This window comes from Salipiger sp. CCB-MM3 (genome assembly GCF_001687105.1).
In the GTDB taxonomy this organism is placed as follows: Bacteria; Pseudomonadota; Alphaproteobacteria; order Rhodobacterales; family Rhodobacteraceae; genus Salipiger.
Genome location: NZ_CP014600.1, coordinates 35444 through 57306 on the forward strand (window position 1 = coordinate 35444; position 21863 = coordinate 57306).

Sequence of the window (21863 nt, forward strand, 5' to 3'; positions counted from 1 at the left end):
GTAAGCCGCCCCCGACCCCGCCGACCCAAGGACCCGCCCGATGCAAGACAGCTCCCCCGCCCTCGCCGAGACCGCCCTCCCCGGTGCCCGCGTCCCCGGCGAGCCGGTGCTCTTCCGCCTCAGTGCCATGAGCCGCGCGGTGCTGATGGCGATGCTGCTTGCGATGCTGCTCTTTGCCACGGCGCAACATATGGGCGGGCTGTTCGGCAAGGATCCTCTGTTCCTCGATTTCAACGTTTTCTACATGGTCGGCGAGTATGTCTGGCAGGGCCGGGTTGCCGAGACCTATGACTTCGGCCTTTTCGCACCGGCGCAGGACGCGGTGAACGGGCCCGATCAGGGCTTCATGCCTTGGACCTATCCGGCGCAGATGGACCTCTTCGTCGCGCTGCTGGCCCTGCTGCCGCGCTGGCTTGCGTATTTCGCCTTCGCCGCCGGGTCGCTGGCCGGGTTCCTCTGGGTGCTGAAACGGCTCGCCGGGGTGCATTTCGACGCCGCGCTGGTGCTGGTGCTGCCTGCGCTGATGGTGACGCTGCTGACCGGGCAGAACGGCATGATGACCGCCGCGCTGGTGGGCAGCTACGCGCTGCTGGCGCTGCGCGGCACCGGTTCTGGCTCTGGCACCGGTTCTGGCACCGGTTCTGGATCGGCGGGCGTGCCGCTGGGGCTGATGGCGATCAAGCCGCATCTCGCCGTTGGCCTCGCCTTGCACGCGCTGATGACCGGACGCTGGAAGGTTCTTGCGGTCTCGGTGGCCGTCACCCTCGCCGCGGTCGCCGCCGCCACGCTGGCCTTCGGCCCCGGCATCTGGGCCGTGGTGGCGCAAAGCGCGCGGGACTCCGGGACCTATCTGGCCGAGGGGCGCTATCCGCTGTTCCGCATGAGTTCGGTCTACGCCGGGCTGCGCAACTCCGGCGCCTCCGCCGATCTCGCCTTCGCCGCGCAGGCCAGCGTGGCGGCGTTGGCGCTCGGGCTGGTGGCGGCTCTGGCGCTGCGCCGCTGGCAGCCACGGCGGCTGCTCGGCGTGGCGCTGCTGTCGAGCTATGCGGTGAGCCCCTACAACTACGATTACGACCTCTGCGCGCTGGGGATGGCGCTGGCGCTGCTGCTGCCCGACGCCGCGCGCTTCGCCGGGGTTGGCGGCAAGATCGCCCTCGCGGTCTGCTGCTGGAGCGCCTGCGGTCTCGCGGTATTCGGCGCCTCGGTGCCAGGCCGGTTCGACAGCCTGATGGCGGCGCTGTCGATGCGCGGGGAGTTCCCCTCGATCGCCACGCTCGGCTATCTCGGGGCCTTCGGGCTGCTGCTTTGCTACGCCGTGAAGGGCGAACGGGCCGCGGGCGCGGGTACGTATTAATTTAACATAATACCTGCAAGACGCCCGCTGTCCCCGCGGCGACAGAAGTCTGATCCGCGGCCTGAAGCCTGCCACAGTGCGAAGCCGCCAAAGCCCGTCCCCTGTCTGTCCCCGCGGGGACAGCCCCGCGCCGAGCGCCCAGATCGAGCGTAATGGGGGCTCTGCCCCCGGCCGCATAGCGGCCTCCCCCGGGATATTCACCTCTAGACGAAGCGGCGGAGGCCCTAGGTGTCCCCGCGGGGACAGTCATGCAATGAACGTCCATGTCAGAGAGTGTGGGGGCTCTGCCCCCGTCCGCTGAAGGCGGACTCCCCCGGGATATTTCTGCCAAGAGGAAGGACCTAGGCCGGAGGTGTCCCCGCGGGGACAGAGAGAAAGCCGGTCGATGCGCCAGCGCTCAGAGAGCCTTTGCCGGGGTCTGTCCCCGCGGGGACACGTGATCACCCGCCCCAGAAAGAGCCCTCTGCCACGGCCAAGGCGCGCGCCAAATCTGCGCTGTCCCCGCGGGGACACTTGCCCAATGGCCAGATGCGGCGGCGCCTCTTTGGGCCTTGTCCCCGCGGGGACAGACCCGCGCCCGCCGCTTCGTCTAGATAAAAATATCCCGGGGGAGGCCGCTGTGCGGCCGGGGGCAGAGCCCCCGTTTGCGCCCCTGTCCCCGCGGGGACAGAGCGCTGAGCCCTGGGCCAGACGTGGGCCGCACTGGGTCTTGCGCGGCACCAAGCAGGCACAAAAAAACCCCTGTCCCCGCGGGGACAGGGGCGATGCCCTGCTGGCAATGACGCGCTGCGTCAGTCGTCGAGCGCCGCCATGAAGGCCGCCACCGCCGCCTCCAGCCGGTGCCGGTCGATGCTCGAGAAGTCCCGCTCCATCGCCAGCTCCACCTTGCCGTCGCGCGCCGCGCAGCGGACTGTCCCCGCGGGGACAGTGCAGCGCAGCGTCGTTTTGGCGGCGGCATTGGCGCTGGACCCTTTCGGCTTCGGCGTCGCCTTGGGCGCGGATTTCACCGCGTCGGTCAGCCGCGCCACCTCGTAATCGGACGAGACCTCGCCCTGCCCGGCCAGCATGGTTTTCAGCCCCGCCGAGAAGCCCGGCTCGTCGCCCATGCGCTTCACCAGATCGAGACCCAGCTGTCGCGAGATCGCCTCGGGGTGACGCAGCTCGCCGCCGAGCTCTTCGAGCAGCGTGGCGAAATGGCGGATGTAGCTGCGCTTCTGCCGCCCGGCGGAGGCGTAGAGCAGGGTGATCGCCTCTTCGATGTCGGTGGTGTCGGTCGCCGGATCGCGCGCGAAGCTCAGCGCCAGCTGCGCCATTTCGGCAAAGGAGATGCCGCGGCGCACGAGGTTCTCGTCGACCATCTTGCGGTAGAGACCCACCAGCGCCTCGCCCGAGGCGACCAGCCCGGCGGGGATGCGGGCGTAAGCCTCGTCGCCGGTTTCCGCATACAGCTCGCGGAAGGCCGACAGACGCCGGAAGCCCTGCACCAGTTCGAAGTGATCGCCCACCGGCTCGACGCGGATCGGGTTCGACAGGCCAACCTCGCGGATCGAGGCCTTGAGTTCCTCGATCTCGGGGTCCGGCCCGGCGGCGCGGTCGCGGGTGAGCTTGGTGGTCAGCACCGCGTCGATCGGCACCAGATCGGTGATCAGCCCTGCCCGCTTCAGCCGCACATAGTCATGCGCCAGCCGGTCGTTCTCTTCGCGGATCGCGCGCTCGGCCTCGGCGCGGTCGCGCAGCGCTTCGGCGTTTTCGCTGATCGCCGCCGCCATCGGGCCGCGCCGTGTCCCCGCGGGGACAGAAGGTCGCGCCGACTCGTCACTCGCGGTCTTGCGCCCGCCGCCGGTGTAGACCCCATCGGGCGTTTCGGGAAAGTCGATGTCGAAACCGCGTCGCTTGCTCATGCCTCATCCTCCAGCTTGTCCCACGCGGTCAGCACGTGGCTGCGGAACTCCTCATAGGCGCGGTCGAAAGAGGCGCGCGCCCGGCGCCATGTCTCGCGGGTCATCTCGCGATAGTCGATTTCATAGATCGAGCTGAGGAAGCGGCCGGATTGCTCGACGGCGCGGGTCATCTCGATCGGGTGTTCGGTCATCCTCTCATCCCAGACCTTCTGGAAAGCTTGCCGCATCGCGCGGTGCAGATCATTGCCGCTCTCGTAGCGGGTCAGCAGGAAGCGCACATCGAGGAACGCCTTGGGCAGGGTGAGTGTCCCCGCGGGGACAACGCCTTCGAAGCCCGACAGATCGCCGAGCGCTTCGCTGAGCTGGCCGATGAAGGAGGTGGTGGAATCATACTCCCAATAGCCCGGCCCCGAGGGGATATAGAGCATGTCGGCAGCGAAGACCGCGTTCATGCTTTGGTACCCGATGGCGGGCGGGCAGTCGAAGATCACCAGATCGTAGGCATCCGGCGGCAGGCTGTCGAGGTAGCGGCTGACCGCGGCAAAGAACGACCACTCGGGGTTGAGGTGCCGGTATTGCGCCGAGGCGAACTCGACAAAGGCCGCATTGGCGCAGGAGGGGATGATGTCGATCGTCGGCCAGGAGGTCGGCTTGATGAAGTCGGCGGCGCGCAGGTCGCGCAGCCCCATGGAGGTGATCGCCTCGGGCAGCCGCCGCTCGGGCAGGGAAGAGCCGCTTTCGGCGCCGCGGGTGGCGGCGTTCATCCGTTCGGTCTCGCGGATCAGGTCGCGGGCCATGATGCCCCAGACGGTGTATTCCTCGGTGATGTCCGACAGGCCCATAGAGTGGCTGAGCGTCGCCTGCGGGTCGAAGTCGACGCAGAGCACCCGGTAGCCATCAAGCGCGGCGGCATGGGCGAAATGCAGCGCCACGGTGGATTTGCCCGCGCCGCCCTTGAAGTTCGAGATAGCGACGCGGAAGGCGCGTTTCTTCGCGGGGCGGGGCGGCATCAGGCTCTTGCGGTTGACCTTCAGCTTGCGTCGGATCTCGTTGATCTCTTCGAGCGAGTACCAGCGCTGGCGGCCATCCTCTTCGACCAGCCCCTGCGGCAGATGCGGGTCGGCGGCCATGCGGCCGCGCAGGGTGGATTGGTTCACCTGCAGGATCAGTTCGGCCACCTCCCAGCTGGAGAACCGGCGCAGGGTCTTTTCCATCTCGGGCGAGAAGGTCTGCTGCCGGATCCATCCCTGCATCTTCAGCGACTGCGCCTGCAGCCGCGCAAGGTCTTCATGTGTAAACATCCTGCCTCCTGTCCCCGCGGGGACACTTTCATGTTGTCGCGCCACTGCGGACGCTTTGCCTGCTGTCCCCGCGGGGACACTCTTATGTCTGTCCCCGCGGGGACACCCGGTTTTGCACCTGTCCCCGTGGGGACGTTTTGTGCCTGTCCCCGTGGGGACAAATTGGACCCGTCCCCGTAGGGACACTCTTATGTCTGTCCCCGTGGGGACACCCGGATTTGCACCTGTCCCCACGGGGACAGTCTGGATTTGCCCCTCCGGAGAGAGCGCCGTTGCGCCTGTTGTCCCCGCGGGGACAGCTTCGGCGAAACCGCTGGACGCTAATTTCCGATGGGCAGGAATTTACGCTGAATTTGCATTCAAGGCAAAAGCTATTACTGTTTAATAAGGCATTCGCGGAAATCGTGGATTTGCCTGTGTCCTCAGCGCCGCGGCCCCTTGCACCAAAGGGAGTCCGATTCGGCCTCAGCCCCGCGACTCACCCGGAGTCAGGGTCGGATAATGGGGGACACATTCTGGGTCTCCCCCACATATTGGGGGACATTTTTGGCGAAATAGGGGACTCCCTGAGTGTCCCCCTATACCAGACTACCGATATTTTCATTCGAAAATGGGTTTGGGTCTGGAGCCAAAACGGACCCCGGCTTGACAGAATCGAGAAACCGGACGCAAATGGCACAGGCTCGGGAAAGAGCGTTGCGTTTTCGGTCCGATCACCGCACGCTCTCCTTGGCAAAGACGCAACGGGCCGAAAGAGCCCGCATACTCGAGGCACCGCACACAGGCGGCAGGAAACACGAGGGCAGGGACATGCTTGCCACGAAAGCGGCCGGGCGCAACGCCGCCGCGATGAAATACGACCTGCTCACCGTCATGGGAGCCTATGCGCTGGCGCAGGACAAGGGCCGTCAGCGTCTGGTCCTGCGGCTGATGACGCTGGTGACCGCGCGCTACAATTGGGCCCGCGACGAACTGGCCGTGGGCCAGCGCGAGATCGCCCGGCTGTGGCTGGTGGACGAGCGCACGGTGAAACGCGAGATGGCCAAGCTGCGCGCCATGGGCTGGCTGAAGGTGAAGCGGCAGGGCGCGCGCGGGCGGGTCAGCGAATATTCCCTCGCCATCGAGCGCATCCTCGAAGACAGCCGCACGCGCTGGGGCGACGTGGGTCCCGATCTCGAGCAGCGGCTCAGTGGCAGCGAGCCAGTGGATGAGAAAGTGGTGCCTCTCCCGGTGAAGGGAAAAATTCCCGCGCCCAATCTGGCGGATGAAAGCGAGTGGGGTCTGGCCCGCGCGGTGCTGCATGGCGAGGACCCGGCGCTTTACGCCGCGTGGTTCGCCGCGCTGGAGCGGCGCGAGAGGGCAGGGGGGCGGCTGGTGCTGGTCGCGCCCTCGCGGTTCCACGCCAGCTATGTCTCGGGGCATCTGGGCGCGCGCCTGCTGAGCGCCTGCCGTGCCGTCGATGGCGGCGTGGATGAGGTGCAGGTGGTCACCTGACCCTGAGCGCTCTCGCCGGGCGTTGAACCTGCGCAAACTTCTGCCGACACAAGGCACTGAGTTGACGTGGCCGCGGCTTCCGCGCACTCTGTCCCCATTCATTTTTCGGCCAATTTCGGTCGCATTCATTTCACTGCCGTTTTTGACCGATTCAATTTTGTAGATTTCGGAGGCACATCTATGCCCGCTGCCCTGTCGCAGAGTTCCGTCTTTTCCTTCCCCGACTTCAGCCCCACAGCCACTCTGAGCCTTGGCCTCACCGAAGCCGAGGCGCTGAGCATTGGTGCCGGTTTCGCCGTCGCCTCGAACCCGCATCCGTCGGGCGATGCCTATCTGCAGGCGACCGGCGCGAGCGCGCAGGCGGGGGGCGTTTTTGACGGTGTCGCAGGGCTTTACGATCTGACCGTGGCCTATTTCGACGAGACCGACGGGGTTTCGATGATGGAAGTGCTGGTCAATGGCACGGTGGTCGCGAGCTTTGACTGGGACAGCACCACCGGCGATGCCATCGTCACCGCCGCCTCCAAGGCTGACTATACGGTGACCGGGCTGGTGTTGGCACCGGGCGATATGATCGAACTGCGCGGCGCTCGGGACGGCGGCGAGCCGCTGCGCACCGATTATGTGGAGATCTCTGCCGCCGCCGCCCCATCGCTTGGCGAGAGCTTTGTGATCGAGGCCGAGGACCTGCAGATCGTCTCGGGCTTCAGCGTCAAGTCGAACGGCGCGGCCTCGGGGCGTGAAATGCTGCAGCACACCAGCGGCGATGAGGCGCGCGCCAGCTACAGCGTGCAGCAGACCGGCAGTTTCGATCTGACCATCGGCTATTTCGACGAGACCGATGGCGTCTCGTGGCTGCAGGTACTGGTCAATGGCGCGGAAGTGGCGAGCTTTGACTGGGACGGCACCGGCGGGGCCAGCATCGCCAGCCGCGCGAGCCTTGTGGAAGAAGTGATCGAAGGGCTGGCGCTGGAGGCGGGCGACACGATTGAACTGGTGGGGCAGGGCGATGGCGGCGAGCCGCTGCGCGTCGATTATCTGCAGTTCACCAGTGTCGAGCCGGGCGCGAGCGGGCCGAGCGCTCCGGCGACGCTCGATCTGTGGTACCTGCGCGACGGCGAGGTCTATGTGGCGCTGAACGACGGCAGCGGCGGTTTCACCGAACTGGCCACCGGGGTCACGCCGGATGGCACGCTGCGCGCGGTGGACATGGATGGCGATGGCGATCTCGATTTTCTCGACGTGGCGGTTGTCGATCCCTTCCCGCTGCCCGAGGCCACCTCTCCGGCGGATGAGTTCGTCTTTGAGGTGGTGACCACCGTCTATGAAAACGACGGCAGCGGCGGCTTTACCGAGACCACCAGCGACAGCACCAGCTTCGTTGCGGGGCTTTACGGCTATCCCGCTTCAGAGGTCGACCGGCTGTGGCAGATCCTGCAGACCGGCGACGCCGGGGATATCGACGGCGATGGCGACGTGGATTTTGCCGCGGTGTCGCTCATCGCGGGCAGGATCATGATCTTTGACAACGCCGGGGACGACACGTTCAACCTGATCGAACTGCCGGTGCCGGACGAGGTTTATGAGCTCAGCCAAGGCGGCAATTTCGCCGGGCTCGCCGATATGAATGATGACGGCAAGCTCGACCTGCTGCTCAGCGTCTCTTGGAATTTCAGCAGCACGCTGGTGATGATCAACGACGGTGCGGGCGGTTTCGATCCGGTGGGGAGCTATGGTGCCAGCGACGATGGCAACAGCACCGAGATCCCTGCCGACCTCGACGGCGATGGCGATCTGGATGTGCTCTTTGTGGCGATTAGCGATGGCGGCGGCATCTACACCTACATCAATGACGGCACCGGCGCGCGGGACGCGGCGGCGGTTGCCCCGTCTTTCCCCGAGAGCGAGCTCAACGGCATCGGCTTCCTGCAGATCGGTGACTATGACGGTGACGGCAAGCTCGAGATGGTCGGCGCAAGCATCGAGGACGCCTCTGCGGGGCTCGATCCGGGGCTGCGGCTGTTCGAGTTCCCGCTCGAGGAGGGCGAGTTGTCGATCGAGGTGGCCTCGCTCGATCCCAGCCTTGTGGGCGAGTTGACCGCGCAGGGCGACTTTGACGGCGATGGCGACATTGACCTGATCCTCGTCGCCGAGGAGAGCGCCGACACGTTCGTGCTGATCAACGACGGGACGGCCAGTTTCACCGCCGTGCCCACCGGGCTCGATGCGTTCTCGAGCAATTACCCAACACTGTATGCAGGCGAGCTTGGAGATCTTCTCGTCGCCTGACTCGGCATGCGGGGGCCCTGGTCGCGGAACTGGGGACCACGCGGGGACGGGGGCACCGCACCCCCGGGAAACCGGTCGCGCAGCGCGCGGCCGGTCTTCTTTTGTGCGGGAAAAGCCTTTGCGGGGAGGGGATTAGCGGCCCGTCTCGATAGGGCAGGGGGGTTATGAATACGCATACATTATCTTTCACAATATGAAATCGCCTCCACGATATGAAAAAGATCTGGAGCGACGCGCCCGCCTCCTGCAGCTTTCGGGGCAGGGAGGAACTGCAGATGTCGAATGACCTGAGCATCAGGGATCAGGCCGCGCCGCCGGAGAAGACGATCCAATCCGTCGACCGCGCGCTGGCGATCCTCGAGACCATCGCCCGCCATCGCGGCGAGGTCACGCTGGCGCTGATCTGCGAGGACCTGGGGCTCAATGCCTCGACCTGCCACCACATCATCAAGACGCTGATCGCCCGCAACTACGTGCGTCCGGGCACCGCGCGGGGCCGCTACATGCTGGGCTCGCAGGTGGTGCTGATCGCCGATGCGGTCAACATCAAGGCCGAACTTCCGGGCCGGGCGCGCCCGGTGCTGGACGCGCTCAACCAGACCACCGAAGAGGCGGTGCACCTTGCCGTGCTGCAGGGCGATGAGATGATCACGCTGGTCAAGCGTGACGCGCTGCATGCGCTGCGGGTCGACAGCGGCTCGATCGGCAAATCCACCGCGATGCATGCCACCGCCACCGGCAAGGCGCTGCTCTCGGGGCTGCCCGAGGCCGAGGTGCGGCGGCTGACCACGCAGCATGGCATGAAGGCCTTTACCAGCCACACGGTCACCGACATCGACACACTGCTGGCCGAGCTTGCGGAGGTGCGCGCCACCGGCTGCGCCATGGATCGCGAAGAATTCCAACTTTACGTGGTCTGCATCGGTGCGCCGGTGCTCGACGTGAAGGGCAAGGTCATGGCCTCGCTCAGCGTCTCCACCCCGATCAACCGCGCGACCGAGGCGCATCTTTCGCTGGTTCGGCAGGAGGTGCTCAGCGCCGCCCGGTCGCTCTCGCTTTCCCGCTACGACCCGTAAGAGGCGGACAGGACAATGAACAAACAGGATGTGAAGATCACGGCGGCGCTGTCCGGCGCCGAAGGAACGCGCGCGCGCGCCGAAGCGATCGCCGCCAGCGGCGGGTTCGAGGAAGCGCTGGCCGAAGGCACATTGCCGCAACTGGCCGAACTGTCGCTGAGCGAGGCGCTGGTGCTGGGGCTGCTGAAGCAGGGCACCCGCAAATATCTGGCGATCTTCGGCCATGGCTCGACCGATCTGGGCGAGGTGCTGCGGATCTACACCGAGGCCGGCGTCACCCAGACCTACAACTTCCGCAACGAGGTGGAGATGGCCCATGCCGCCACCGCGCTGTCGTGGCACTACGGCGAGGTTCCGGCGCTGGTGACGTCGATCGGGCCGGGCGCGCTGCAGGCCATGGCGGGCTCGCTCGCCGCCGCCTCGAACGGCGTGGGCGTGTGGCATGTCTACGGCGACGAGACGACGCTGGGCGAGGGCTACAATATGCAGCAGATCCCCAAGGCCGAACAGGCGCTTTATCCGCGCATGACCGCGCTGATGGGCGAGAGCTATATGCTGTGGCGGCCGCAGGCGCTGCGCGACGCGCTACGCCGGGGTGGGCAGAAGGTCTTTGCCCCCGCGAAGGCGGGGCCGTTCTATCTGCATCTGCCGATCAACGTGCAGCCCGAAGTGGCCGAGTTCAACCTCGCCAGCTTCCCGGCGCGGCCCGCTTTCGAGCCGCTGGCACCGGAAGGGGAGGGGGCGATCACCCGCGCCGCCGAGCTGATCGCCCGCACCGACCGGGTGGTGCTGAAGGCGGGCGGCGGCTGTCGTGGCTTCGACGCCGAGATCCGCGCGCTGGCGCGGGCGGCGGGTGCCTCTGTCGTGCTGTCTCCGGGCTCGACCGGGGTGCTCGCCGACGATGACCCGCTGAACATGCATGTCGGCGGCTCCAAGGGCTCGCTGAGCGGCAACTTCGCCATGGAGCACGCCGAACTGGTGATCGTCGCGGGCTCGCGCGCCGTCTGTCAGGCGGATTGCTCGGGCATCGGCTACCCGCGGGCGCGGGCGGTGGTGAACCTCAACGCCGATGCGGGCGACGCCATGCACTACAACGACACGATCTCTTTGCTGGGGGATCTGGGCGCGGTGGCGCGGCGGCTGACCGCGGCGCTGGAGGCGCGGACCGGTGATCCCGGCAAGGAAAAATGGCTGGAGGAGTGTGCCGCGCGCAAGGCCGAGTGGGGGGCTTTCAAGGCCGAGCGTCTGGCGCTGCCGCCGCAGGTCGATCCGGTGTGGCAGGCCCCGGTTCTGGCGCAGCCCGCCGCCATCGGCATCGTGTCGGAGTTCGCCAATGCCATCGGCGCGGTGAAATATTTCGATGCGGGCGACGTGCAGGCCAATGGCTTTCAGATCGTCGCCGACAGCCGCAGCGGCCAGACCTTCACCGAGACCGGGGCCAGCTACATGGGGTTCGCCACCAGCGGCATCCTCGCCTCGGCGATCGCCGATACGCCCGATTACGTCATCGCCTTCACCGGCGACGGCTCGTTCATGATGAACCCGCAGGCGCTGATCGACGGGGTCGAGCACGGGCTGCGCGGGATGATCGTGATCTTTGACAACCGCCGCATGGCCGCGATCAGCAGCCTGCAACTGGCCCAATACGGACGCGACTTCCGCACCAATGACGGGGTCGCCGTGGATTACGCCCAGATGGCCGGATCGGTCTCTGGCGTGCTGAGCCTGAGCGTCGGAGGCACCGCGGACGCGCTGCGCACCGCGCTGGAACAGGGACAGGCCCATGACGGGCTGAGCGTCCTGCATGTTCCCGTCTACAGCGGAGAGGAGCCCCGCGCGGGCATGGGAAGCTGGGGCAAGTGGAACGTCGGAAACTGGGTCGAGGACGTGCAGTCGCGCTGGCTGCGCCAATCGCTCTGACCCTGAAACTCGAAGACCTCGAAAGGGAGGACAAGATGAGCAAGAGAACCGTAGGCTTTGTCGGTGTCGGCAATATCGGCACCCCGATGGTGCTGTCGATGCTGCGCGCCGATCTCGACGTGCTGGTGCGCGACCTGCGCAAGGATCAGGCCGCCGAATGCCTCGCCGCAGGGGCGCGCTTTGCCGAGAGCAACGCGCAGCTTTGCGAGGAGTGCGAGACCATCGGCGTCGCCGTGGTCAATGACGCGCAGCTCAACCGGCTGTTCCGCGACGCGGGCGGGCTGCTGGAGCTGGCCAAGCCCGGCACCGTGCTGATCGTGCATTCCACCGTGCTGCCCGAGACCATCCTCGCGCTTGGCAAGGAATGCGACGCGCGCGGGCTGAAGCTGATCGACGCGCAGGTGAGCGGCGGCGATCTGCGGGCGCGCGAGGGCGATCTGGCGGTCATGGCCGGGGGCGACAAGGCGGTGATCGACGCCAATCGCGATTACTTCGACGCCATCTCGCGCCGCACCGAACATATGGGCGAGCTGGGTCTTGGCGCGGCCACCAAGGTTGCCATCCAGATGATGACCTTCGGCAACTGGCTGGCGGCGATGGAGGCGATGCGCGTCGCCCGCGCCCATGGCATCGACGAGAAACTGCTGGCCGATTTCGCCACCGACACCACCTCCGACAGCTGGGTCTGTCAGGTCTGGGGCAATTACGACCGGCTGCTGCACAACCACCCGCTGACCGGCAGTGAAGAGCTGTTCCGCTTCTTCGACAAGGACCTCTTCAACGCGCTGCTGGTGGCGCGCGGCAAGGATCTGTCGCTGCCCTTCACCGCGGCGGGCAGTCAGGCGCTAGAAGGCGCGATGCGCGAGCGCATGGAGCTTTCGGCCGAACAATACGCCAAACCCGCAACCCAAGTCCGGAGTGCCTGAGCCATGCCCGAGGACATGACCATGACCGCGCTCACCCGCCCCAAGGCCGTTGTCACGCTGGCCGCCGCCGAGGCGCTGATCGACCGCGCCTTTGCCCACGCCGAGAAGATCGGCAAGTCGGTCTGCGTTGCGGTGGTCGATGATGGCGGCTTCCTGATGGCCTTCCGCCGGATGGATGCCACCAACCCCGCCGCCGGGCAGATCGCCATCGACAAGGCCTATACCGCCGCCGTCTCGCATATCCCGACCCACAAGTGGCAGGAGATCATGCAAAGCGACGAGCCGCTGCGCATCGGCGTGCCCGGCGTGGTGCACCGGATGATCACCTATGGCGGCGGTCAGCCGATCGTCGTGGACGGGCAGATCATCGGCGCCATCGGCTGTTCGGGCGGACACTGGACCGGCGACACCGAGATCGGCACCGAGGCGCTGAAGATCTTCGAGGAAGGCTGAGACCATGACGGACCAGATCACCCTGCCGCTGTCGTTCCACACGGGCTTTCTGAGCGACCTGCCGGTGCTCGAGGCGGTGCGGAAGATCCGCGACCACGGGTACGAGATGGTCGAGCTCAACGGCGAGCTGCTGCCCTGGGGCCCGGCGCATATCACGCCGGACACCCCGCGGGCGGTGATCGACAAGCTGGCGGGCATGGGGCCGTATTCGGCCCTGTGCATCCACCATTGCGACTTTGGCTCGAGCCGGGACGACCGGCGCGATGCCGCGCTCGCATGGGGCCGCGAGATGATGGATCGCGCCGTCGATCTGGGTATCGGTCTGGTGCATGTGATCCCGGGGGAGGAGACCGGGATCGCCGCGCTGCACCGCTCGCTGGCGGTGGCGGTGGAGGATGCCGAACGGCGCGGTCTGACGCTGGCGCTCGAGGCCATTGTCGGGCGGCAGATCGGCACGGTGCAAACCGCGCTGGCAGCGCTGGAGGCGGCGCCGGGGCTGAAGATCAACTTCGATCCGTCGCATTATCACCCGATGGGCGACGACACCACCGAGGCGGCCAAGGCGCTGCTGCCGCATATCGCCCATGTGCACCTCAAGGACGCGGTGGGCGGTCCCGAGGATTTCCGCTTCGTGCCCTTGGGCGAGGGCGGAATCGACCTGACGGCGATGCTGCGGGTGCTGCTGGAGGGCGGCTATCGCGGTGCGGTCTCGATCGAACATGAGAGCCATTTCTTCGCGGGGGATGCCCGCGGAGCCGATGAGGTGCTGCGCGACTGCCGCGCGGACTTCGATGCGCTGATGGCGCGCGCGCAGGGAGCCCCGGTCGTGTAGACCGCGCCCCCGATCACACAAAAAGGGAGGAAGACCAATGAACAGATTTAGTCTGAACCGGAGAGGATTCTTGCAAGGGGCCGGCGCGCTGTCGCTGGCGGCGGGTCTGGGCGTGCGCCCGGCGCTGGCCGGAGCCAAGACCAAGCTGAAGCTCTCGCACCAGCTGGGCGCGACGCATCCGTCCTATCAGGCCGCCGAACGCATGGCCGCCGCCATCGAAGAGCGCACGGGGGGCGAGCTGTCCATCGCCATCTTCCCCAACAGCGCGCTCGGCTCGCCGCCCGAGACGGTGAAACAGGCGCAGATGGGCGCGATCGATCTGGTGATGTTCAACCCGCCCAACATTGAAGCGCAGGACAAGAGCGCCGGGGTCATCCAGATCCCCTATCAGTTCGACGGCTACGAGCACGCGCACCGCGTGCTGGGCGAGACCGCGCGGCCCTGGCTCGACGCGTTCCTGCAGCGCAACGGCCTCGCGTGGATCGCCAACTTCGAATACGGCTTCCGCGCGCTCAGCAACTCGCGCCGCCCGGTGATGACCCCCGACGACGTGAAGGGGCTGAAGCTGCGGGTGCCGCCCGAGCTGTCGATTCAGGCGACCTTCGAGGCGCTTGGCGCGAACACGCAGACCATCGCCTTCGGCGAGCTCTACCTTGCGCTGTCGAGCGGCACGGTGGACGGGCAGGACAACCCGATCTCGGTGGATTACGCCAATAAGTTCTACGAGGTGCAGAGCCATATCGCCACGACGCGCCATGTCTACACCTCCTTCATGCTGACCGGGAACCCGCGCAGCCTCGACGGGCTGTCGGACGAGCATCGGGCGATCCTGTCGGAAGAGGCATTGAAGGCGGGCAAGGAGGCGCAGGCCGAGGTGCAGGCGGGCGAAGAGGACATGCTCGCCAAGATGGAGGCCGAGGGCGTGCAGGTCACCCGGCCCGACCCCGGCCCGTTCCGCGACATGATGGGTCCGGCGTGGGAGCGTCTGCGCGAGCGCATCGGCGGCGAGACCTGGGACGAGTGGATGGGCTACGTCGAGGCGGCCCGCACCTCGTGATCCCGTGACGGCCGGTGGCGCGCCGCGCCGCCGGTCCAACCCCCTCTTGCAAGAAAGGCCGGTATCATGACCGTTGCCGTGATCATGTCGGCGCTGGTGCTGTTGATCCTGATCGGAACCCCGATCGGGATCGCGCTCGCCATGCTGGCGGTGGGCACGATGTGGTGGGCCGTGGGCCCCGATCTTCTGCCCGTGCTGATCCAGAGATTCTATGTCGGCACCACCTCGTTTCCGCTGCTGGCGATCCCCTTCTTCATCGTCGCCGGCAACCTGATGAACACCGGCGGCATGACCGACCGCATCTTCCGCACCGCGCTGGTCTTTGTCGGCCGGGTGCGCGGCGGGCTGGGCCATGTGAACGTGGTGGGCAGCATGCTGTTCTCGGGCATGTCGGGCTCGGCGGTGGCCGATGCCGCGGGGCTGGGGCTGATTGAGGTGAAGGCGATGAAGGACGCGGGCTATTCGCCGCGCTACGCCGCCGCGATCACTGCGGTCTCGTCGACCATCGGCCCGATCGTGCCGCCGAGCATTCCCTTCGTCATCTACGGCAGCATCGCCAATGTCTCGGTGGGGGCGCTGTTCCTTGCCGGGATCATGCCGGGGCTGCTGATGGGCCTCGCCATGATGGCGGTGATCGCGCTGACCGCGCGCGCCAAGAACCTGCCGCGCCTCGAAGAGCGTCCCGGCCTGCGCGAAAGCGCGGTGACCGTGCTGGGCGCGCTGCCCGCGCTGGTGATGCCGATCTTCGTGGTCGGCGGGCTGCTTTTGGGCATCGTCACCCCCACCGAGGCCGCCGTGCTGGCGGCGGGTTATGCGATCATCGTCGGCGTGTTCTTCTACCGCGAGCTGAAGATCACCGACCTGCCCGAGATTTTCTGGGTGTCGGGCCAGCAGACGGTGCAGGTGCTGTTCATCATGGCCGCCGCCGCGCCGTTCAGCTGGGTTTTGGTGCAGCAGCAGGTGCCCAACGCGGTGGTCGACGCGATGCTCGGCATCACCGATCAGCCTTGGGCGATCCTCATCATGATCAACCTCATCCTGCTGATCCTTGGCATGTTCATCGAGGGCATCGCGGTGATGATCATCTGCATGCCGATGCTGCTGCCGGTGGCGATCCAACTGGGCGTGGACCCGGTGCATTTCGGCGTGATCGTCGTGCTCAACCTGATGATCGGGCTGATCACCCCGCCGGTGGGCCTTTGCCTTTACACCGTGGCGCAGGTGGCGCGCGTCGATCTGGTCGAGATCATCAAGGAGATCTGGCCCTATCTGATCGCGCTCGCCGTCGTGCTGATCTCCATCACCTTCCTGCCGGGCCTCGTGATGTGGGTCCCCGCACTCTTCGGGTTCTGAACCATGCTGACACTGACACGCATTTTCACCGCTCTCGACACCGCCGTGGACAAGGTCACCCGCTGGGGGGTGATCACCGGGATCACGACGCTGTTCGTCCTGCTGCTGATCCGGGTCATCGCCCGCGCCACCGAGATCGCCTTTGTCGCCTATGACGAGATCGGCGAGCTGGCGACGATCTGGATGATCCTGCTGGGGGTCGTGGCGCTGTGGCGCCGCGGCATGCTCTACCGGGTCGATGTGATCATCGCCGGTGACGCGGCGTGGAAGGGCTGGCTCGAGGTCTTCGTGCAGCTCGTCTCGCTGAGCTTCGCGGCGATCATGGTGGTCTATGGCTGGCAATACGCGGTGAACGCGCGCGAGACCACGGCGATCCTGCAGATCAACAAGATCTGGTACTACGGCGCGCTGCCGTTCTGCTGCGCCATCATGGGCATCTACAGCGCGCTGCAACTGGTGCAGCAGGTGCAGGGCAACCTTGCCCGCGGCACCGCGGGGGCGCCGGTGCGCCCGGCGCCCGAGGGCGAGCCCGCCATCAAGCATCTTTGACAGACATCAGAGGGTGCGCCCGGCGTGCCCTCCTTCGGGAAAGGGAGAGACCATGACCGTCTACCAGAGCTTCGGCCTGCACATCGATGGGCAATGGAAAGAGGTCGCCTCCGGCGGCGAGATCGCGGTGATCGATCCGGTGAGCGAGGACGTGCTGGGCACCATCCCGCGCGCCGGCACCGCCGAGCTTGATGCCGCGCTGGAGGCCGTCGACCGCATGGCGCCGGTCTGGGCGGCGACGCCGGGCTGGCAGCGCAGCGCGCTGCTGCGCGAGACCGCCCGCTGCATGGCCGACCGCGCCGAGCGCGCCGCATGGGACATGAGCGTCGAGACCGGCAAGCCGCTGGCCGAGGCCAAGGGCGAATGGCAGGCGGCGGTGGATCAGTTCGACTGGTACGCCGACGAGGCGCGGCGCATCTTCGGCCATACGCTCGCCGGGCGCGAGCCGGGGGTGCGGCTGGATGTGAGCTATGCGCCGGTCGGGCCGGTGGCGGCCTTCACCGCGTGGAACTTCCCGGCGCTTCTGCCCGCGCGCAAAGTCGCGGCGGCGCTGGCGGCGGGCTGTCCGATCATCGTGAAACCCTCGGAAGAAGCGCCGTCGAGCATGGCGCATATCGCCGAATGCGCGGTCGAGGCGGGGCTGCCAAAGGGCGTGCTCAACGTGGTGCTGGGCGATCCGGCCGAGATCTCGGCGCATCTCATCGCCTCGCCGGTGATCCGCAAGGTCTCGCTGACCGGCTCGGTGCCGGTGGGCAAGCTGCTGATGGCGCAGAGCGCGCAGGGGCTCAAGAAACTGTCGATGGAACTGGGCGGCCATGCGCCGGTGCTGGTCTATCCCGATGCCGATCCGGTGCGCGTGGGCGAGATTTGCGGCGCCACCAAGTTCCGCAACGCCGGGCAGGTCTGCATCTCGCCGACGCGGTTCTTCGTGCATGAGGACGTCTACGAGCCCTTTGCCGAGGCCATGGCGCGCGTCGCCAAAGGGGTGAAGCTGGGTCGCGGCACCGATGAGGGCGTGCAGATGGGGCCGATGGCCAACGCCCGCGGCCGCGACCGGGTGGCGGCGCTGGTGCAGGACGCGCTCGACAAGGGGGCCGATCTGCTCGCCGGGGGCAGCGTGCCCGCCGGGCGCAATCAGGGGTTCTTTTTCGAGCCCACCGTGCTGGGCCGGGTGCCGATGGATGCGGCGATCCTGCGCGAAGAGCCGTTTGGCCCGGTTGCCCCGATCGTGCCCTTCCGCGACCATGACGAGGTGATCCGGCTGGCCAATGACACCGGCTTTGGCCTTGCGGGCTATGTCTTCTCGGGCTCGCTCTCGACCGCCAGCCGCGCCGCCGAGGCGCTGGAGGTGGGTATGGTCGGGGTCAACGACATGCTGCTCGCTGCCGCCGAGGTGCCCTTCGGCGGGGTCAAGGACAGCGGTTTCGGCCGCGAGGGGGGCCAACTCGGCATCCTCGAATATCTCGAAGCAAAATACGTGAAGACGCGCTACGCGTGATCGGAAAGGACGCCATGACCAACGACACGACCAAGGGGCAGGGCATTGCCCGCGGCCTCACCAACTACGGCGATCCGGCCTTTTCGCGCTACCTGCGCCGGTCCTTCGCCAGTTCGATGGGCTACAGCCGCGAGATGCTCGACCGGCCGATCGTCGGCATCGCCCATGCGGCCTCGGGGTTCAACAACTGCCACCGGCATTTCCCCGAGATGATCGAGGCGGTGAAGCGCGGCGTGCTGGCTTCGGGCGGGCTGCCGGTGGAGTTTCCGACGATCTCGCTGGGCGAGGTGTTTCTGACCCCGACGTCGTTGAAATTCCGCAACCTCATGTCGATGGACGTCGAAGAGATGGTGCGCGCTCAGCCGATGGACTCGGTGGTGCTGCTGGGGGGCTGCGACAAGACCGTGCCGGCGCAGCTGATGGGCGCGATCTCGGCGGGGCTTCCGGCGATCCAGCTGGTGGCGGGGCCGATGTCCACCGGGCGCCATAAAGAGCACCGGCTTGGGGCCTGCACCGACTGCCGCCGCTTCTGGCAGCAGTTCCGCGCGGGCGAGATCGACCAGCAGGAAATCGACACGGTAGAGCGCAAGCTGGCCTCGACCGCGGGCACCTGCGCGGTGATGGGCACCGCCTCGACCATGGCGAGCCTGACCGAGGCGATGGGCATGATGCCCGCGATGGGCGCGGGCATTCCGGCGGTCAGCGCCGACCGGCTGCGCATGGCCGAGGACACCGGGCGCATCGCCATGGGCCTCATCGGCTCGGATCTCACCCCGGCCCGCATCATGACCGAGCAGGCGATCGAAAATGCGGTGACGGTGCTGCTGGCGCTTGGCGGCTCGACCAACGCGGTGCTGCATCTGGCGGCCATCGCCGGGCGGGCCGGGCTGCCGCTCGATCTGCGGCGGCTCAATGAGCTGAGCGACCGCACGCCGGTGCTGGTCGATCTCAAGCCCACCGGCGACTACTACATGGAGGATCTGCACTATGCGGGCGGCATTCCGGCGGTGATGCGGGAATTGCGCGACCTACTGCATCTCGACGCGCGCACGATCACCGGCGAGACCATCGGCGACCGGATCGAGGCGGCGGAAGACTGGGTCGACCGGCGGGTGATCCGCCCGGCCAGCGATCCGATCCGCGAGACCGGCGGGCTGGTGGCGCTCTATGGCAACCTCGCCCCGAACGGCGCGATCCTGAAACGCTCGGCGGCCGACCCGAAGCTTTTTGAAAAGGAGGCGCGGGTGATCGTCTTTTCCTCGCTCGAGGATCTCTCGCAGCGCATCGACGATCCCGATCTCGACGTCACCGCCGACGACATGCTGGTGCTGCAGAACGCCGGGCCGACCAGCGGCGCGGCGATGCCCGAGGCGGGCTATCTGCCGATCCCCAAAAAGCTGGCGCGGCAGGGCATCAAGGATATGGTGCGCATCTCGGACGCGCGGATGAGCGGCACCGCCTATGGCACCATCGTGCTGCATGTCTCGCCGGATGCGGCCTCGGGCGGGCCGATCGGGCTGTTGCGCAGCGGCGACCGGGTGCGGCTGAGCGTGAAGGACCGCAGCATCGAGGTGCTTGTGGGGGCGGAGGAACTGGCGGCACGGCGTGAGGGCCACACCCCGCAGCGGGCCACCGCCGAGCGCGGCTATGCCAAGCTCTACGCCGAGGAAATCCTACAGGCCGAGAGGGGTTGCGACTTTGGGTTTCTGGTCGGCACGCCGGTGCAGACGGCGGGCGACTAGAGAGGCCCGGAGAAAGGGTAGGGGGGCGGCAGAGAGGGCCGCCCCCGGCCTGATGCACGCGCACGTTGACCGCAGCGGGCCTGCGCCCATATACTACCCAGTAGCATATGAGGGCCCCACCATGAGCGTCAAAGCCTCTATCTCACTCACCGAAGCGCAGGATGCCTATGTGCGCAGCCTCGTGCAGGGCGGGCGGTTTCCCTCGCTCAGCGCGGCGCTGCAACATGGGGTCGAGCTGATGCGGCAGGAAAGCGAGCAGGCCGAGGCGCTGCGGCAATTGCTGGACGCGCGGCGCGCCGGGGCCTTTGTGGCGCTGGACGAGGGGCGCGCGGGGACCGAGGCGATGATCGCCCGCAAGCGGGCCGAGCGTGGCCTATAGGGTTCTGCGGGCGGCGGCGGTCGCGCGCGATCTGGAGCTGATCTTCGAATTCATCGCGGGCAGCGCCGAGGCGCTTGGCGAGTCTGTGGAGGCGGCTTTCGAGATCGCCGAGCGGCGGCTGGCGGCGATCCTTGCGGCGATGGAAGGCTTGGGGCAGGCACCGCATCAGGGCACCCGGCGGCCCGAGCTGGGCACGGCGCTGCGCCATGTCACCAAAGAGCGGGCGATCTTTTATTTCGATGTGGATGATGGCGCCGAAGAGATCCGCGTGCTGGCGGTGTTCTTTGGCGGGCAGGACCACGACACGCGCATCCTGCTGCGGCTTTTGGGGCGGGGCTGATCCGCTTTGGTGAGCCGCTTTGGTGGGGTGCTCCGCGCAGCGCCGGGCCGCGCGGAACGAGAGGGTGTCAGGCTTTGCGGCCAATGCCCAGCAGTTGGTAGAGCAGCAGCGCGGTCAGCGTCGAGGTGCCGATGCCGCCCAGCGAGAACTGCCCGATGTGCAGGGTGAAATCCCCGGCGCCGAAGATCAGCGCCACACCGGCGGTGAAAAGGTTGCGCGGGTCCGAGAAGTCCACTTTGTTCTCGATCCAGATGCGCGCCATGGCCGAGGCGATGAGCCCGAAGACCGCCACCGACAGCCCGGCGAGAACCGGCGCGGGAATGGTCTGCAAGAGCGCGCCGAACTTCGGCGAGAGGCCCAGCAGGATCGCGGCGAAAGCGGCGATCACAAAGACCAGCGTGGAATAGACTTTGGTCATCGCCATGACGCCGATGTTCTCGGCGTAGGTGGTCACCCCGGTGCCGCCGCCCGAGCCCGCGACCATGGTCGCCAGACCGTCGGCCAGAAAACCGCGCCCGATGTAAGGGTCCATGTCCTTGCCGGTGATCGCACCAAGCGCCTTGATGTGCCCGAGGTTCTCGGCCACCAGCACGATGGCCACCGGGGCGATGAGGGTGATGGCGGACCAGTGGAACTCGGGCGTCTGGAACTTCGGCAGGCCGAACCAAGCGGCCCCGGCGACCGCAGAGAAGTCGATCGGCGTCATCAGGCCCATGAGGTTGCCCAGCACCAGCACCAGCGCATAGCCAAAGAGCAGCGCCAGCAGCACCGACAGCCGCCGGGTGCGGGAATGGCCGTAGCAAGAGACCATCGCCATGCAGAGCACGGTCAGCAGCGCCACGGTGAGGTGCGAGGGGGTGGGCGCGCCGAAGGCGTTCAGCTGGTCCACTGCCACCGGCGCGAGGTTGAGGCCGATGGCGATGCCGATGGTGCCGGTGACCACGGGCGGCATCAGCCGCTCGACCCAGCCATAGCCGACCGCCATGACGATCAGCCCGATCAGCGCGTAAAGCGCGCCGCAGGCGATGATCCCGCCAAGCGCATGGGCGATGGTCGCGCCCTCCTGTCCGGTCACCGCCAGCACCACCGCGATGAAGGCGAAGGACGAGCCGAGGTAGCTGGGCACCCGCCCGGCGGTGATGATGAAGAACAGCAGCGTGCCGATGCCCGAGAAGAACACCGCCACATTGGGATCGAACCCCATGAGGATCGGCGCCACGATGGTCGAGCCGGACATGGCCAGCAGGTGCTGGATGCCCATCGGCACCGAGGCCGCGCCGGGCAGCCTCTCGTCGGGCATCACCTCCGCGCCGGTGGTGCTGCGCCATTTGGGGAAATACGACATCTCTCTCTCCTCGGAAGCCTCGCGTTGGGCGCGGCCATAGCCTCTTTTGCGGGC

Annotated in this window: 18 protein-coding genes; 15 read left to right on the forward strand and 3 right to left on the reverse strand. The window is 67.1% G+C overall.

The features are described from left to right. Nucleotides 1–40: 40 nt before the first annotated feature. Nucleotides 41–1354, forward strand: a complete 1314-nt coding sequence (locus AYJ57_RS24460) for a glycosyltransferase family 87 protein (protein WP_066112043.1) — start codon at nucleotides 41–43, stop codon at nucleotides 1352–1354. Nucleotides 1355–2145: 791 nt separating this feature from the next. Here the strand turns inward: AYJ57_RS24460 and AYJ57_RS24465 are convergent. Together AYJ57_RS24465 and AYJ57_RS24470 are read right to left on the reverse strand one after the other, a co-directional pair. Continuing rightward, nucleotides 2146–3255 (reverse strand): ParB N-terminal domain-containing protein, encoded by a 1110-nt coding sequence (locus AYJ57_RS24465; RefSeq protein ID WP_066112045.1) that lies wholly within the window; start codon nucleotides 3253–3255, stop codon nucleotides 2146–2148. Then, the gene (locus tag AYJ57_RS24470; protein ID WP_066112049.1) at nucleotides 3252–4556 is read right to left on the reverse strand and encodes an AAA family ATPase; all 1305 of its coding nucleotides are present in this window, start codon (nucleotides 4554–4556) and stop codon (nucleotides 3252–3254) included. The genes AYJ57_RS24465 and AYJ57_RS24470 overlap by 4 nt, the downstream gene beginning before the upstream one ends. Before the next feature lie 810 nt (nucleotides 4557–5366). On the opposite strand from AYJ57_RS24470, the gene AYJ57_RS24475 reads away from it, so the two are divergent. The 14 genes from AYJ57_RS24475 to AYJ57_RS24540 all read left to right on the forward strand — a co-directional run bounded on the left by AYJ57_RS24475 (nucleotide 5367) and on the right by AYJ57_RS24540 (nucleotide 20464). Continuing rightward, on the forward strand, nucleotides 5367–6050 hold the full coding sequence (locus AYJ57_RS24475) for a hypothetical protein (RefSeq protein ID WP_066112052.1): 684 nt from the start codon (nucleotides 5367–5369) through the stop codon (nucleotides 6048–6050). Between the two features lie 180 nt (nucleotides 6051–6230). Beyond that, nucleotides 6231–8339, forward strand: a complete 2109-nt coding sequence (locus tag AYJ57_RS24480) for an FG-GAP-like repeat-containing protein (protein ID WP_066112055.1) — start codon at nucleotides 6231–6233, stop codon at nucleotides 8337–8339. A 275-nt stretch (nucleotides 8340–8614) separates the two neighbouring features. Next, nucleotides 8615–9415 carry an IclR family transcriptional regulator gene (locus AYJ57_RS24485; RefSeq protein ID WP_066112058.1) on the forward strand — a complete coding sequence of 267 codons (801 nt, stop codon included), beginning with the start codon at nucleotides 8615–8617 and terminating at the stop codon, nucleotides 9413–9415. A 15-nt stretch (nucleotides 9416–9430) separates the two neighbouring features. Continuing rightward, nucleotides 9431–11335: a thiamine pyrophosphate-dependent enzyme gene (locus AYJ57_RS24490; protein WP_066112061.1), complete on the forward strand. Its 1905-nt coding sequence runs from the start codon at nucleotides 9431–9433 to the stop codon at nucleotides 11333–11335. Nucleotides 11336–11370: 35 nt separating this feature from the next. Further along, nucleotides 11371–12261: an NAD(P)-dependent oxidoreductase gene (locus AYJ57_RS24495; RefSeq protein WP_066112064.1), complete on the forward strand. Its 891-nt coding sequence runs from the start codon at nucleotides 11371–11373 to the stop codon at nucleotides 12259–12261. 3 nt (nucleotides 12262–12264) lie between these two features. After that, complete coding sequence (locus AYJ57_RS24500) at nucleotides 12265–12714, forward strand: GlcG/HbpS family heme-binding protein (protein ID WP_224906639.1); 450 nt, start codon at nucleotides 12265–12267, stop codon at nucleotides 12712–12714. Nucleotides 12715–12718: 4 nt separating this feature from the next. Then, nucleotides 12719–13546 (forward strand): sugar phosphate isomerase/epimerase family protein, encoded by an 828-nt coding sequence (locus AYJ57_RS24505; RefSeq protein ID WP_066112067.1) that lies wholly within the window; start codon nucleotides 12719–12721, stop codon nucleotides 13544–13546. Between the two features lie 70 nt (nucleotides 13547–13616). Continuing rightward, on the forward strand, nucleotides 13617–14603 hold the full coding sequence (locus tag AYJ57_RS24510) for a TRAP transporter substrate-binding protein (RefSeq protein ID WP_066112070.1): 987 nt from the start codon (nucleotides 13617–13619) through the stop codon (nucleotides 14601–14603). Between the two features lie 66 nt (nucleotides 14604–14669). Continuing rightward, nucleotides 14670–15956, forward strand: a complete 1287-nt coding sequence (locus AYJ57_RS24515; RefSeq protein WP_066112072.1) for a TRAP transporter large permease — start codon at nucleotides 14670–14672, stop codon at nucleotides 15954–15956. Nucleotides 15957–15959: 3 nt separating this feature from the next. Continuing rightward, the gene (locus AYJ57_RS24520; RefSeq protein WP_066112075.1) at nucleotides 15960–16505 is read left to right on the forward strand and encodes a TRAP transporter small permease; all 546 of its coding nucleotides are present in this window, start codon (nucleotides 15960–15962) and stop codon (nucleotides 16503–16505) included. Between the two features lie 52 nt (nucleotides 16506–16557). Then, nucleotides 16558–18003, forward strand: coding sequence for an NAD-dependent succinate-semialdehyde dehydrogenase (locus AYJ57_RS24525; protein ID WP_066112078.1), 1446 nt, complete (start codon nucleotides 16558–16560; stop codon nucleotides 18001–18003). Nucleotides 18004–18017: 14 nt separating this feature from the next. Next, on the forward strand, nucleotides 18018–19745 hold the full coding sequence (locus AYJ57_RS24530; protein ID WP_066112456.1) for a dihydroxy-acid dehydratase: 1728 nt from the start codon (nucleotides 18018–18020) through the stop codon (nucleotides 19743–19745). 121 nt (nucleotides 19746–19866) lie between these two features. Continuing rightward, the gene (locus AYJ57_RS24535) at nucleotides 19867–20124 is read left to right on the forward strand and encodes a ribbon-helix-helix domain-containing protein (RefSeq protein WP_066112081.1); all 258 of its coding nucleotides are present in this window, start codon (nucleotides 19867–19869) and stop codon (nucleotides 20122–20124) included. Next, the gene (locus AYJ57_RS24540) at nucleotides 20114–20464 is read left to right on the forward strand and encodes a type II toxin-antitoxin system RelE/ParE family toxin (protein WP_066112084.1); all 351 of its coding nucleotides are present in this window, start codon (nucleotides 20114–20116) and stop codon (nucleotides 20462–20464) included. The genes AYJ57_RS24535 and AYJ57_RS24540 overlap by 11 nt, the downstream gene beginning before the upstream one ends. Nucleotides 20465–20531: 67 nt before the next feature. On the opposite strand, the gene AYJ57_RS24545 is transcribed toward AYJ57_RS24540, so the two are convergent. Then, on the reverse strand, nucleotides 20532–21809 hold the full coding sequence (locus tag AYJ57_RS24545) for a solute carrier family 23 protein (protein WP_066112087.1): 1278 nt from the start codon (nucleotides 21807–21809) through the stop codon (nucleotides 20532–20534). Nucleotides 21810–21863 lie beyond the last annotated feature (54 nt).

Coding starts and splice junctions, on each gene's coding strand:
- AYJ57_RS24460 (WP_066112043.1), top strand. CDS start 41: ATGCAAGACAGCTCCCCCGCCCTCGCCGAGACCGCCCTCCCCGGTGCC.
- AYJ57_RS24465 (WP_066112045.1), bottom strand. CDS start 3,255: ATGAGCAAGCGACGCGGTTTCGACATCGACTTTCCCGAAACGCCCGAT.
- AYJ57_RS24470 (WP_066112049.1), bottom strand. CDS start 4,556: ATGTTTACACATGAAGACCTTGCGCGGCTGCAGGCGCAGTCGCTGAAG.
- AYJ57_RS24475 (WP_066112052.1), top strand. CDS start 5,367: ATGCTTGCCACGAAAGCGGCCGGGCGCAACGCCGCCGCGATGAAATAC.
- AYJ57_RS24480 (WP_066112055.1), top strand. CDS start 6,231: ATGCCCGCTGCCCTGTCGCAGAGTTCCGTCTTTTCCTTCCCCGACTTC.
- AYJ57_RS24485 (WP_066112058.1), top strand. CDS start 8,615: ATGTCGAATGACCTGAGCATCAGGGATCAGGCCGCGCCGCCGGAGAAG.
- AYJ57_RS24490 (WP_066112061.1), top strand. CDS start 9,431: ATGAACAAACAGGATGTGAAGATCACGGCGGCGCTGTCCGGCGCCGAA.
- AYJ57_RS24495 (WP_066112064.1), top strand. CDS start 11,371: ATGAGCAAGAGAACCGTAGGCTTTGTCGGTGTCGGCAATATCGGCACC.
- AYJ57_RS24500 (WP_224906639.1), top strand. CDS start 12,265: ATGCCCGAGGACATGACCATGACCGCGCTCACCCGCCCCAAGGCCGTT.
- AYJ57_RS24505 (WP_066112067.1), top strand. CDS start 12,719: ATGACGGACCAGATCACCCTGCCGCTGTCGTTCCACACGGGCTTTCTG.
- AYJ57_RS24515 (WP_066112072.1), top strand. CDS start 14,670: ATGACCGTTGCCGTGATCATGTCGGCGCTGGTGCTGTTGATCCTGATC.
- AYJ57_RS24520 (WP_066112075.1), top strand. CDS start 15,960: ATGCTGACACTGACACGCATTTTCACCGCTCTCGACACCGCCGTGGAC.
- AYJ57_RS24525 (WP_066112078.1), top strand. CDS start 16,558: ATGACCGTCTACCAGAGCTTCGGCCTGCACATCGATGGGCAATGGAAA.
- AYJ57_RS24530 (WP_066112456.1), top strand. CDS start 18,018: ATGACCAACGACACGACCAAGGGGCAGGGCATTGCCCGCGGCCTCACC.
- AYJ57_RS24535 (WP_066112081.1), top strand. CDS start 19,867: ATGAGCGTCAAAGCCTCTATCTCACTCACCGAAGCGCAGGATGCCTAT.
- AYJ57_RS24545 (WP_066112087.1), bottom strand. CDS start 21,809: ATGTCGTATTTCCCCAAATGGCGCAGCACCACCGGCGCGGAGGTGATG.